The sequence below is a fragment of the Pedobacter sp. Hv1 genome (assembly GCF_001412215.1).
In the GTDB taxonomy this organism is placed as follows: domain Bacteria; phylum Bacteroidota; class Bacteroidia; order Sphingobacteriales; family Sphingobacteriaceae; genus Pedobacter.
The window spans coordinates 392,021-404,810 of sequence record NZ_LLWP01000002.1 but is presented as its reverse complement, the minus strand read 5'-3'; the positions used below and the strand labels follow the sequence as shown (position 1 = coordinate 404,810).

The 12,790-nt window shown below is 38.3% G+C and carries 11 protein-coding genes; 9 read left to right on the top strand and 2 right to left on the bottom strand.

The features are described 5' to 3' along the window. The first annotated feature begins 59 nt into the window (after positions 1-59). From AQF98_RS06030 to AQF98_RS05995, 8 genes are read left to right on the top strand one after another with little or no spacing between them, the layout of a single operon-like run. Entirely contained in the window at positions 60-1,466 is a 1,407-nt protein-coding gene (locus AQF98_RS06030; protein WP_055131017.1) for an alpha amylase family protein, read from the top strand. Between the two features lies 1 nt (position 1,467). Beyond that, positions 1,468-2,922: a calcineurin-like phosphoesterase family protein gene (locus AQF98_RS06025; protein ID WP_055131016.1), complete on the top strand. Its 1,455-nt coding sequence runs from the start codon at positions 1,468-1,470 to the stop codon at positions 2,920-2,922. Between the two features lie 11 nt (positions 2,923-2,933). After that, a complete protein-coding gene (locus tag AQF98_RS06020; protein ID WP_055131015.1) occupies positions 2,934-4,325 on the top strand; it encodes a DUF5009 domain-containing protein in 1,392 nt (463 codons plus the stop codon). A gap of 42 nt (positions 4,326-4,367) precedes the next feature. Next, entirely contained in the window at positions 4,368-5,660 is a 1,293-nt protein-coding gene (locus AQF98_RS06015; RefSeq protein ID WP_235524174.1) for an MFS transporter, read from the top strand. 34 nt (positions 5,661-5,694) lie between these two features. Continuing rightward, complete coding sequence (locus tag AQF98_RS06010) at positions 5,695-6,372, top strand: GDSL-type esterase/lipase family protein (protein ID WP_055131013.1); 678 nt, start codon at positions 5,695-5,697, stop codon at positions 6,370-6,372. Between the two features lie 18 nt (positions 6,373-6,390). Continuing rightward, positions 6,391-7,077, top strand: coding sequence for a GDSL-type esterase/lipase family protein (locus AQF98_RS06005; protein WP_055131012.1), 687 nt, complete (start codon positions 6,391-6,393; stop codon positions 7,075-7,077). 4 nt (positions 7,078-7,081) lie between these two features. After that, positions 7,082-8,020 carry a DUF4434 domain-containing protein gene (locus AQF98_RS06000; protein WP_055131011.1) on the top strand — a complete coding sequence of 313 codons (939 nt, stop codon included), beginning with the start codon at positions 7,082-7,084 and terminating at the stop codon, positions 8,018-8,020. Between the two features lie 8 nt (positions 8,021-8,028). Next, on the top strand, positions 8,029-9,219 hold the full coding sequence (locus tag AQF98_RS05995) for an AGE family epimerase/isomerase (protein WP_055131010.1): 1,191 nt from the start codon (positions 8,029-8,031) through the stop codon (positions 9,217-9,219). Positions 9,220-9,291: 72 nt separating this feature from the next. On the opposite strand, the gene AQF98_RS05990 is transcribed toward AQF98_RS05995, so the two are convergent. Both AQF98_RS05990 and accD read right to left on the bottom strand, forming a co-directional pair. Beyond that, positions 9,292-10,029, bottom strand: coding sequence for an N-acetylmuramoyl-L-alanine amidase (locus AQF98_RS05990; protein WP_055131009.1), 738 nt, complete (start codon positions 10,027-10,029; stop codon positions 9,292-9,294). 549 nt (positions 10,030-10,578) lie between these two features. Then, on the bottom strand, positions 10,579-11,424 hold the full coding sequence (gene accD, locus AQF98_RS05985) for an acetyl-CoA carboxylase, carboxyltransferase subunit beta (protein WP_055131008.1): 846 nt from the start codon (positions 11,422-11,424) through the stop codon (positions 10,579-10,581). A 153-nt stretch (positions 11,425-11,577) separates the two neighbouring features. Between accD and fbaA the strand changes: the two genes are divergently transcribed. After that, positions 11,578-12,657: a class II fructose-bisphosphate aldolase gene (fbaA, locus tag AQF98_RS05980; RefSeq protein WP_055131007.1), complete on the top strand. Its 1,080-nt coding sequence runs from the start codon at positions 11,578-11,580 to the stop codon at positions 12,655-12,657. Positions 12,658-12,790 lie beyond the last annotated feature (133 nt).

Sequence of the window (12,790 nt, the reverse complement as noted above, 5' to 3'; positions counted from 1 at the left end):
TATTTGATGGTTCTGCCTATTCACAGGCAGAACCATCTTTTTATTTAAACCCTAGTATAATGAAAAGATTAATTTATTCGATAGGTGCAACGGCCTTGATTGCCTTAATGGCCTTGAGCTCTTGTAAAAAAACGGTTACTCCTGATCCAGAAAAACCTGATCCGAAACCACCTGTGGTTAATGAGGAAAGAAGAAGAGAAGCCATAGTTTGGGTTGATGCCCGCTCTAATGTATTTGGTACCTATGGTCGCTTAAGTGATACGGCAATGATCAAAACCACCTTAGATACCTTGAAAGAAGTTGGTGTTACTGGTTTGGTACTCGATCTTAAGGGTTCTTCAGGTTATACCATGTACCCAAGTAATTATAGTCCTCAGGTTACTTCGCAAGATGGTAAATCAATTCCTGCAGGAGTTGATTATGCAGGTTACTTTATCAAAGAAGCTAAAAAAAGAAACTTTAAGGTATATGCCTCTATCGTAACCTTTGTAGAAGGCGAAACTTCTAAAGCAAGGGGAAAAGTATTTGAAGATGCGCAATGGAAAAACGAATACCAGTCTATTGTTTGTGATGTAAACGGAAACCGTGTTCCGGTAACTTCAACAGGGAAAAATGGTTTTGTTAACCCATCTATTCCTGCAGTTCAGGAAAGAGCCTTAAATATCATCAAAGAGATTGTTGGTAAATACGAATTGGATGGAATGCTGCTTGATTATGGTCGTTATACAGATGTAAGTGCAGATTTTTCTGATTTCAGTAAAAATGATTTCATCAAGTTCTTAGAAAATAAATACCAAGATTCTGAAGCTAAAAAAATGAGTTTCCCATCTGATATTGTAACCTCATGGAAAATTTCTAGCGATCAAGTGCTGCCAAATGCAACAGGTAAATACTACAAAAGATGGTTATTGTACAGAGCTACAGTAATTCATGATTTCTTTGTAAAAGCAAGAGCTGCGGTTAAAAGTGTAAAACCGAACATGAAATTTGGAACTTATGTAGGTGCTTGGTACACCACTTATTACCAGGTAGGGGTAAATTGGGCAAGTCAAGATTATGATCCGTTTAACGATACGGATCTAAAATTTGATTGGGCTTACCCAGATTATAACAAAACAGGCTATGCTGAGCAGTTAGACCTACTTATGACAGGGAATTATTTTACTCAATTGATGATGAAAGATAACCCTGCAACTGCAAACTTAGCCTACCATTGGTGGAGCGTAGAAGGCTCGCTTAAAGGAGGTAAATACATTACCAGAAATAAAATGCCTTTATATGGTAGTATAGATATGGGCAATGTAGATTGGCCAGACCAAAAATCAATTAGCAATACCATTAAATACATATTGGATAATGCTACTGGGGGCGTAATGTTGTTTGATGTGGTACACGTATATGCACCACAATATAACAGGCTTAAACAGCCATTGTGGGGTGCTTTAAGAGAAGGATTGAAGAAATAGAATGAAATTAAAGTTTACATTTTTGCTCTTAGTTAGTTTGTTGTGTGGTCTGCTGGTCTCTTTTAGTCCAGCAGCTTCCATTCATGTTGTACTGAAGGGCAAAGTTGTAGACCAACAGCTTAAAGGCATAAAAGGGGTGATGGTAACTGATGGTACCAACTGCGTTTTTACAGATGCAAATGGTAAATATAGATTGGAGAGTACCAACGAAGCCGATTTCGTTTACCTAAGCGTTCCTTCTGGTTATGAAATTCCTGTCGATGATCAGCTTGCGAAATTCTATCAAGCAATTCCAAAAGATGCAAAAGGGAATTTTACAGCAGATTTTAAGTTGACTAAAATGAAACAAGATGATCGTCGGCACTTTACCATGGTTTGGGCAGACCCACAGATCAATAATCAGGAACATGCCGATAAACTACATGAACAAGTGGTCACAGATACACGTGCCCATGCAGCAGAATTGCTGAAAAAGGGACCAGTAACGGGTATCTCTGCTGGAGATATTTCGTGGGATCAACCCAATATCATCGCTGAGTATAAAAAGGCAGTAAAGAATACAGGTATTCCTTTTTTTCAGGTATTGGGCAATCACGATATGGATATCAATACCAGAAGTGACGAAAAATCAGACCTCACCTTTAAGAAAAGTTTTGGCCCAACATGGTACTCGTTTAACAGGGGCAATGCACACTACATTGTATTAGACAATGTTTTTTATTACAGTAACAGTTATAACTACATTGGCTACATTACCGAAAAACAGTTCAAATGGTTGGCACAAGATCTGGCAGCAGTAAAACCGGGATCGCCTGTTTTTGTGTCTATGCATATTTCTGCTTATACCAATGAAAAAACGAGGGAGCAAAAAAAGGAAGACAATCCTGGCAACATCACCTTTAACAGAAAGTATCTTTATGAAATGCTAAAACCTTACCAGGCACATTTGTTAACAGGCCATACCCATTATAACGAAAATAGGATCGAGGATGGTATATACGAGCACATTCATGCTGCAGTTTGTTCGGCTTGGTGGACGGGCCCCGTTTGTGAAGATGGAACGCCTGGAGGTTATGGCGTTTATGAAATTAATGGAGATCAGGTAAGTTGGTATTACAAATCATTAGGCCATGCCAAAGATTTCCAGATGAAAGTTTATGCTCCCGGTACTTCAAAATTAAGACCACAGGCCATTACTGCAAATGTATGGAACTGGGATCCACAATGGAAAGTAACTTGGTACCAAGATGGCAAAGCCATGGGCAATATGCAACAAACTACAGATTACGATACTGATGCCCTTAAATATTTGAATGGCTCTGTTAAATATACTTGGATGAAAGCCAGACTAACGGATCATCTTTTTACGGCAACGCCATCATCTGGTGCTAAAATAGTGAAGATAGAAGCGGTTGACCGTTTTGGAAACATTTACACCGAAGAAATTAAATTATAAGCTACAAAGGAATGCAGATAGCTAGAAATCAATCTTTAGATGTGTTACGCGGAACAGCCATATTGTTAATGGTGCTGTGCAGTAGCATTGCTTTTGGAAAGGTTTTGCCAGCATGGATGTTCCATGCACAAACTCCTCCACCTTATCATGTATTTAAACCAGAAATACCAGGTATTACTTGGGTCGACCTCGTATTCCCATTTTTTCTGTTCTCTATGGGAGCAGCCATTCCTTTAGCTTTAAATAGCAAAGCAGAGCAGCAACCTTTTTATAAAATTGCTTTACAATTGGCAACAAGATTAGTTTTACTGGCCTTTTTTGCCATTTTTACCCTACATGCCAGAGCTTGGGTAATGGACAAGCAACCCACCATATTTACACATGTACTTTCTATTGCAGGCTTTATCCTACTTTTTTTAATGTACGGGAACTGGTCACGCTTTGTTAAAAAGTATGTGGCCTTGGCTATTAAAATAATAGGATTTTTAGCTGCAGTTATTTTCCTTTATGTGTATCCTTTTGCTTATGGTCAATTCAGTTTGGCCAAGAGCGATATCATTATCTTGGTATTGGCCAATATGGCCTTTTTTGGCGGCTTGATCTGGTATTTGACCAGAAATCGCCCATGGCTAAGAATAGGTATTTTACCTTTTGTAATGGCCATCTTTTTAGGGGCCAAAGAGGTAGATAGTATCAATAGCATTATCTTTAATTGGTCGCCTGCAGCTTGGTTATACCAGTTTTACTACCTTAAATACTTATTCATTATTATTCCCGGTACTTTGGCTGGCGATTGGTTTTTAAAAGAAAATAAACAAGCAGAACTGATCAGAGATTCTTCTAAAAGAATATTTATCCTTATTGCCTGCATTGCTACCGCTTTAATTGTAATTAATTTATGGGGCCTTTTTACCAGAGCTTTAGTGCTCAATTTGGCTTTAAATGCGATAGGTTGCTTGGCATTGTCTGTTTTAATCAAAAAGATAAAAGCTGGGCAGACCATTAAACAGCTTACACAAGCCGGAATTTATCTAGTATTGCTAGGTCTATTTTTTGAGGCCTATGAAGGTGGCATTAAAAAAGATTACTCTACTTACAGCTATTATTTTGTGTGCTCAGGATTATCCTTTTTCGCTTTGCTTAGTTTTAGCATTGTAGAAAGACTGGGCTGTTTTAAAAAACTGATGGACTTTTTGGCCGCCAATGGAAAAAACCCGATGATTGCCTACACTGCAGGTAACCTGTTCCTCATCCCATTACTTAAAATTAGTACGCTCTCTGTTTATCTCGATGCCATGAGTACAAACGCAATCAATGGTTTTGCTCGTGGCCTCATTTTTACAGGTGTTGTAGCTTTGATTACCATATGCTTTACACGACTTAAATTTTTCTGGAAAACCTAACCATTCAACCTACATATCTATAACCTCAAAACAACCACTATTGTGTCGAAACTTAAAACTAAACATATAAACCCTATCTATTGGATCCCAACTACTTGGTTTGCCATGGGATTGCCTTTTGTAGCCTTATCGGGCGCAAGCTCTATCATGTATAAAAACTTGGGGATTTCTGATACGAAAATTGCCTTTTGGACTTCACTGATTATGTTTCCGTGGACAATTAAACCACTTTGGGGGCCATTTTTAGAGATGTACAAAACCAAAAAGTTTTTTGTGTATACCACACAAATTTTTACTGGTGTATTGTTTGGCCTTTTGGCCCTAACCCTACAAATGAGCCATTTCTTTAGTTTCTCTATTGCCATTTTAACCATTATTGCCATTAGTGGTGCTACACACGATACTGCTGCAGATGGTGTGTATTTAAATGAATTGACGCCAAAACTACAGGCCAAATTTGTAGGCTGGCAAGGTGCTTTCTATAACATTGCCAAAGTTTTATCTGGTGGGGTATTGGTGTACATGGCTGGTCAGTTGGAGAAAGAAATCGGAATCCAAAATGCTTGGATGATCGTCATGTTCACCTATGGTATTATTATGGTGCTGTTGGGTTTGTACAACATGAGGGTAATTCCAGAAGGAAATGAAGTGAAGGAAGTTACTTCTGTAAAAGAAGGTTTTGCGACATTAAAGGATGTGATTGTTACTTTCTTTCAAAAAAAGAACATCTGGTTCAGTTTGTGTTTTATTGTTTTTTACCGTTTTGCCGAAGGTCAGGCTATCAAGATCATTCCCTTGTTTTTTAAAGCGTCAAGGGAATCGGGAGGCTTAGGACTGAGTACTTCGCAGATCGGCGTGTTATATGGCGTTTTTGGGTCAATCGCCTTCGTGCTAGGTTCTATCGTTGCAGGTTATTACGTTTCTAATAAGGGGTTGACCAAAAAAACGCTATTGATTTTATGTGCCTTTTTTAACCTGCCGTTTGCGGCTTATGCTTTTCTGGCCATTGCCATGCCTCAAGATATTTATGTAATTGCATCGGCAGTTGCCATCGAATATTTTGGTTACGGTTATGGTTTTGTGGGTTTGATCTTGTTTATGATGCAGAACATCGCCCCTGGTAAATACAAGATGGCCCATTACGCTTTTGGCAGTGGTTTAATGAATTTAGGTTTTATGATCCCATCCATGATCAGTGGTTTGCTGAGCGATTATCTGGGGTATAAGGAGTTTTTTATATGGGTATTGATTGCTACCATACCAGCTTTTATTGTGACCTGGCTGGTGCCCTTAATGCCTGTAGAGCAAGAGCCTGAAACAGTTGTAGCCGAATAATTAACTGATTTTAAAGACTGAATAAATAATAGATATGAATAGATTTTTTTTGATGTTAATCCTTTTTACAGTGCCATTTTATAGCAGTGCACAAGAGAAAGCGGTAAAAGACAGTACCTATGCCAATGGGTATTATGTAAAACGACTAAAATATTTTGAAACCCTACCTGTACAGAAAAACCCGATTGTTTTTTTAGGCAACAGCATTACAGAAGTAGGGCAGTGGCAAGATGTTACCGGGCTTCCAAATGTGATCAATAGAGGGATTAGTGGAGACAATTCTTACGGTGTTTTTTACCGCTTAGATCCTGTCCTTAAACAAAAACCAAGCAAGATCTTTTTGTTGATCGGTGTAAACGATATCAAACGTGGTACACCAATAGAAGATATTGCTCACAATTACGAACGCATTATTTTGAAAGTAAAACATGATGCACCAAAAACCAAGCTGTACCTACAAAGCGTATTGCCGGTTACAGAGTCGATATTGGCTTCCATTTATGATAATATCCGCAACCCACGCATCATTGCTTTAAACAAACTGATGAAAGAACTTTCAGTGAAGCATAATCTGCCTTATATCGACCTATTTAATGTGCTCAAAGACGAAAATGGTCAATTGGTACGCAGCTTAACAACAGATGGACTGCATTTGCAGCCAGAGGCCTATGTAATCTGGGCCAATTACCTAAAGAAAATGAAATACCTATAATATTTAAAACTCAACAACATGAAAATAAATTACCTATTTGCCACACTATTCGGTTGCTGTACCCTAGCTGCTTCATTGGCCAGTGCCCAAACGGTAAAGATCGATAGCAGTTACAACAATACTTACTATCAGGGAAGAATGGAACTATTTGTTACCCTTCCACAAACCCCTAATGCCATTGTTTTTTTAGGAAACAGCATTACAGAGCGTGGCATGTGGCACGAATTGCTGCCGGGCAAGGTGGTAATGAACAGGGGCATTGGTGGCGATAATACCTTTGGTGTATTGGCCAGAATTGAACCCATTATTGCAAGTAAGCCAAGCAAATTGTTTTTGCTAATTGGCATCAACGACATTGGACGTAATCTTCCAGTAACTGTGATTGCCGAGAATTACGAAAAAATTGTTCAACGTTTTATAAAGGGATCGCCAAAAACAAAATTATACCTACAGAGCGTACTGCCAATGAACGATGAGATATTAAAAGCAGCCTACCTTAAAAATAAAGGGCATTTGATTGTTGAACTTAATGAAAAAATCAAAGCCATTGCCAGTAAGTATAATTTAACTTTCATCAACCTGCACGAGGTATTTAATGATGGCAAGGGCAACATTAAACCAGAATTAACCATTGATGGCATTCACATCAATCCGCCGGCTTATGTGCTTTGGGTTGATTATTTAAAAAAGAAAAAATACCTGTAATCGCATGAAAATTACTGGAACATTTATAGACGAGATCTCTCATGACATTCCGCACCAGAATTGGGGCAGACAGGAATGGGATCGCGATTTTGCCCACATGAAATCTGTTGGTATTGATACCGTCATCCTGATTAGAAGTGGCTATCGGAGGTTTATTACTTACCCGTCTTTATACCTCCAAGAAAAACAAGGCTGTTATCAGCCACCAGTAGATTTGGTAGAAATGTACCTGCAACTGGCCGATAAATATGGAATGAAATTCTATTTCGGACTGTACGACAGTGGCAAATATTGGGATACAGGAGACATGGGCCACGAAATAGATGCCAACCGTTATGTAATTGATGAAGTATGGAAACAATATGGTCATTACAAAAGCTTTGGAGGTTGGTATTTGAGCATGGAAATTAGCAGAGGTACCAAAGGGGCTACTGAAGCTTTCCGTACGCTCGGGCAGCAATGTAAAGATGTAAGTGGTGGTTTGCCAACATTGATATCGCCATGGATTGATGGTAAAAAGGCGGTGATGGCGGCTTCGGCCCAGCTTTCTAAAAATGACTCAGTCTCTTTACAAGAACATGAAAAAGAATGGGGAGATATTTTTCAGGGCATTAGTGGTGCAGTAGATGCTGTTGCCTTTCAAGATGGACATATCGATTACCATGAATTGGACGATTTTTTTGCTGTAAATAAAAAGATAGCAGATCAATACGGTTTGCAATGTTGGACCAACGCAGAAAGTTTCGACAGAGATATGCCCATTAAATTTTTACCCATCAAATTTGAAAAACTTCGCCTCAAACTAGAGGCTGCCAGAAAAGCTGGTTACGATAAGGCCATCACCTTTGAATTCTCTCATTTTATGAGCCCACAGTCTGCCTATGCTCAGGCCGGACATTTATTTAACAGATATAAAGAATACCTACAAGGATTGAAAATTTGATCGCAACGATGAAGAACTATAGTGAAATTTACGAGAAAGAATTAATAGAAAATGTAATGCCATTTTGGATGAAACATTCCAAAGATGAAGAATATGGGGGGTATTTCAACTGTTTAGATCGTTCAGGAAACGTTTTTGATACGGATAAATTTATGTGGCTGCAAGCCCGAGAAGTATGGACTTTTGCAACCCTATACAAATTACAAGAAGCCAGACCAGAGTGGTTGGAAATGGCAAAACATGGAGCCGATTTCTTAGAAAAACATGGTAGAGATGCAGAAGGGAACTGGTATTTTACCTTAAATAGAGAAGGTAAGCCTTTGGTACAGCCTTACAATATCTTCTCAGATTGTTTTGCAAGTATGGCCTTTGCCGCATTGTATAAAGTAGATCCGCAAGAGCGATATGCAGAAATAGCCAAAACCACCTTTTTCAATATTTTGAAACGCCGTGATAACCCTAAAGGAAAATACAATAAGGCTTACCCAGGTACACGTGCATTGAAAAACTTTGCCTTGCCCATGATCTTGAGCAATCTTTCGTTAGAGATGGAGCATTTATTAGATAAAAAACTGGTAGATGATTTATTGAAAGATGTAATACATGAGGTAATGGATGTATTTTACCATGCCGAGAGTGGTTTGATCTTAGAAAATGTAGGCATTGATGGTTCATTCTCCGATTCGTTTGATGGGCGTTTGATCAACCCAGGACATATTATTGAGGCCATGTGGTTTATCATGGATTTAGGAGTAAGGTTAAATGACCAAAAACTAATAGAAAGAGCTACAGAAATTGCACTCCGCAGTTTAAACTATGGTTGGGATCAAGAACATGGCGGTATCTTTTATTTTATGGATGTTAAAGGTTACCCTGTACAACAATTAGAGTGGGACCAGAAGTTGTGGTGGGTGCATTTAGAAGCACTGGTATGTATGGCCAAGGGATATGCCTTAACAGGTAATGAGGCCTGTAAAGAGTGGTTTGAAAGATTACATGAATATTCATGGGCCAATTTCCGCGATCCAGAACATGGAGAATGGTATGGTTACCTTGATAGACAAGGAAAGGTATTGTTGCCGTTAAAAGGAGGGAAGTGGAAATGTGCTTTCCATGTGCCTAGAGCATTGTTACAAGTGTATAAAACCTTACAAGGTGTTGAGCAAAAGAACAGCACCATGGAAGCCGTAAAAAGTTAGCCTTTTTGCAAATAACCAATATATAAGTTTAGAGGGGGTTGGACGAAAGATGTATAGTCCAACCCTTATTTTTTAATCTAGATTTTTCTCTGCCATCCATTTGGCCAGTTCGGCTTTAATCGCTTCGCCCATTTTTTTCTGGTTGGCTGGGTTTTCTAAAAAGTCTTTACTTACCCCATTGTCGCCAACTTCTAAAAGTACTCGGTATTTTGCCGTATTTACATTTTCATCAAGGCTATAAAAACCTCTTTTGCCTGTGCCTTTGCAGATATAGTCATTTCTGCCTGTAGAGCTATCTAGTTGTACACCTCTGTTTTCTAGGTCGGTAACCGCACTTACAGCAGCAATTAATCGGGCAGCTAGCACCCTGTTCTCCGCTTCATAGGCGTCACCTTCGTGGATAAAACCCCAAATGGCATGTCGTTTGGTGCCACCATTGTTATGTACTGCAATAAAAACATCAGGTTTTCTTTTATTCGATTCTTGTAGTTCGTAGGCATAACCTGATATTTTGCCATCAATAATAGCCGAAGTATGTTCGATAATGGTATTGCTCCCTACATTGCTGTGGTGCAAATTGGGTTGGTCTAAACTCCATACCTTATATTCTTTTAATTTGGGTTTACTGGCCATCGCAGCTTCAACAATGCCATTGCAGGTTTTGGCTTCGCTAAAATCTTTTCCGGTATCAGTTTGATGTGAAGGTTGCCAAACTACAATGGCTTTTGGTTTTTGAGGAGGGGTGATTTCCTTCGATTGAAAATGGTTAAAGAAGGTAAGTGTGAATACAAATAGGAATAGCTTGTTCATTATAAAAAGGATTGATTGCTTAAATATAAGGAATTAGTTTGTTGGTTCGTCAGTTCAATTGTTCATTGGTCAATAGTTCATTGGTTTATTAGTTCATAAGTTCAATCGTAAACTGCAAATGTTTCAAACCTTTGTCATGCTGAATTTTCTATGTGTCCTATGTACCTATGTGGTGTGTATCAACCACAAAAACTTACTACTGCAGCCTTTGGCGTCCTCGCCAAAGCGAATGTAAGGATAAAGGTGAGTTAATGGTTGCGTATTGCAGATAGTTTATTTTATGTCCATTGGCGGGGACGCCAACGGAAGCTAAATTGTAATATAAAACCACATAGTAATATATAAGTTTTAACTACGAAAAGCTTAAGCCTCCTTAATGCCTTAATGTTTCAATCTCTTGCTATTCTGAGTTTTCTATGTGGTTTAATACAAATTAACCCCAAACAAAAAAAGCAGGACTGATAAACTCAACCCTGCTTTTATATATTTTATGAGTGGCCCAATACCAATGAACAATTGAACTATTGATACAAGTGAACCAATGAACTTCTAATTCTTCATCATTTTTAAGAAAGTAGCCAATTTAGCCTTCATCTCTCTTCTGTCTACAATGAAATCTAAAAAGCCATGCTCCAAAACAAACTCCGAAGTTTGGAAGCCTTTAGGTAAATCTTTTTTAATGGTTTCTTTAATTACACGAGGTCCGGCAAAGCCGATCAAAGCACCCGGTTCAGCAATGTTAATATCGCCCAACATGGCATAAGAAGCCGTAACACCACCAGTTGTAGGGTCGGTTAGTAAAGAAATGTAAGGAATTTTAGCTTGACTTAATAAAGCCAACTTAGCCGATGTTTTAGCCATTTGCATTAACGAAAATGCAGCTTCCATCATACGGGCACCACCAGATTTAGAGATCATCAAAAATGGAACCTTGTGTTTTAAGCTATAATCGATAGAACGAGCAATCTTTTCGCCTACTACAGAGCCCATAGAACCACCAATAAAGGCAAAATCCATACAAGCTACCATTAACTCCTGCCCATCAACTTTACCATGTGCTGCACGAATAGCATCTTTTAGGCCTGTTTTTGCAGTAGTTTCTATAATTCTATCCGTATAAGGTTTACTATCTGTAAAGTTTAAAGGGTCTCCAGAAGTAAGGTTTGCAAAAAGCTCTGTAAACTCGTTGTTATCAAAAAGTACCTGAAAATATTCTTTTGAACCTATTCTTAAATGATAATCACAGTAGTGACAAACATATCTGTTTTCTATTAAATCGGCACTGTGCAGTGCTTTTTTACAATTTGGGCACTTGTTCCACAAGCCATCTGGTGCTTCTTTCTTTTCTTCGGTTGTGGTACTGATCCCTTTTTTTTCTCTCTTAAACCAAGCCATGTTACTTTTCAAAAATGCGATTACAAAGAAACGATTTTTTTTTTAGTTTGTCCGTTAACATTCACAATTATCCATAGGTATGCAAAAACTGAAAGTGGATACTGCAAATTGCGATTTTTTTTATAACTTCGGAACATACAAAACAGAATAGAAATGAGTTTAAAAGGCTATAAAGGCGTAATTTACGGAGCAGCCGTTCAGGAATTATTTGAGCAGGCTAAAAAACATCAATTTGCATTACCAGCGGTAAACGTTACTGGTACCAATACTATCAATGCAGTAATGGAAACGGCAAAGGCGGTAAACTCGCCAGTAATGATCCAACTTTCAAATGGCGGTGCACAGTTTTATGCAGGTAAAACATTAAATAACGATAACTTGAATGCTTGCGTTTTAGGCGCCGTTTCTGCAGCTAAACATGTTCATTTATTGGCAGAGCATTATGGTGTGGCCGTAGTTTTACATACAGACCATGCTGCGAAAAAACTATTACCTTGGATTGATGGCCTTTTAACACATGGTGAAAAATTCTTTGCTGAAACAGGAAAGCCTTTATTTTCTTCGCACATGTTGGACCTTTCTGAAGAGCCGATTGAAGAAAACATGGAAATTTGTGTGAAATACCTAGAGCGCATGAGCAAAATGGGTATGACCATTGAAATTGAATTAGGAGTTACAGGTGGAGAAGAGGATGGGGTAGATAATAGCGATGTAGATAGCTCTAAATTATATACGCAACCAGCCGAAGTAGCTTATGCTTACGAAGAATTGAGCAAAGTGAGCGATCGTTTTACCATTGCAGCTGCATTTGGTAATGTACACGGTGTGTATAAACCTGGTAACGTAAAATTACAACCAGTAATCTTGAAAAACTCTCAAGATTTTGTGAAAGAGAAATTTAATTTGAGTGCAGAAAAACCAGTAAATTTTGTATTCCATGGTGGTTCTGGTTCTTCGCAGGAAGAAATTAGAGAAGCAATTTCTTATGGAGCTATTAAAATGAATATCGATACTGATATGCAATGGGCATTTTGGGAAGGTATTTTAGAGTACTACAAAAAGAACGAAGCCTTTTTACAAGGGCAAATTGGTAACCCTGATGGAGAAGATAAGCCAAATAAAAAATATTATGACCCTCGTGTTTGGTTACGCAAAGGCGAAGAGGAATTTGTGAAACGTTTAACTGTTGCTTTTGAAGATTTGAATTGCATCAATGCCAACGATAAATTGTAAGCAATTGCAAACATTTTCTTAAGCTAAGTGTTTAAACATAACATCAAGCGTAACGAGATTTAACTTGTTACGCTTTTTTTTGCTGTAATTGTTTAATCGCTAACCAATAGTAAAAATTAGACCAATCATATCT

What these genes read in the sequence shown, in the direction of transcription:
- AQF98_RS06030 (WP_055131017.1), top strand. Translation starts at nt 60, where the DNA reads ATGAAAAGATTAATTTATTCGATAGGTGCAACGGCCTTGATTGCCTTA.
- AQF98_RS06025 (WP_055131016.1), top strand. Translation starts at nt 1,468, where the DNA reads ATGAAATTAAAGTTTACATTTTTGCTCTTAGTTAGTTTGTTGTGTGGT.
- AQF98_RS06020 (WP_055131015.1), top strand. Translation starts at nt 2,934, where the DNA reads ATGCAGATAGCTAGAAATCAATCTTTAGATGTGTTACGCGGAACAGCC.
- AQF98_RS06010 (WP_055131013.1), top strand. Translation starts at nt 5,695, where the DNA reads ATGAATAGATTTTTTTTGATGTTAATCCTTTTTACAGTGCCATTTTAT.
- AQF98_RS06005 (WP_055131012.1), top strand. Translation starts at nt 6,391, where the DNA reads ATGAAAATAAATTACCTATTTGCCACACTATTCGGTTGCTGTACCCTA.
- AQF98_RS06000 (WP_055131011.1), top strand. Translation starts at nt 7,082, where the DNA reads ATGAAAATTACTGGAACATTTATAGACGAGATCTCTCATGACATTCCG.
- AQF98_RS05995 (WP_055131010.1), top strand. Translation starts at nt 8,029, where the DNA reads ATGAAGAACTATAGTGAAATTTACGAGAAAGAATTAATAGAAAATGTA.
- AQF98_RS05990 (WP_055131009.1), bottom strand. Translation starts at nt 10,029, where the DNA reads ATGAACAAGCTATTCCTATTTGTATTCACACTTACCTTCTTTAACCAT.
- accD (WP_055131008.1), bottom strand. Translation starts at nt 11,424, where the DNA reads ATGGCTTGGTTTAAGAGAGAAAAAAAAGGGATCAGTACCACAACCGAA.
- fbaA (WP_055131007.1), top strand. Translation starts at nt 11,578, where the DNA reads ATGAGTTTAAAAGGCTATAAAGGCGTAATTTACGGAGCAGCCGTTCAG.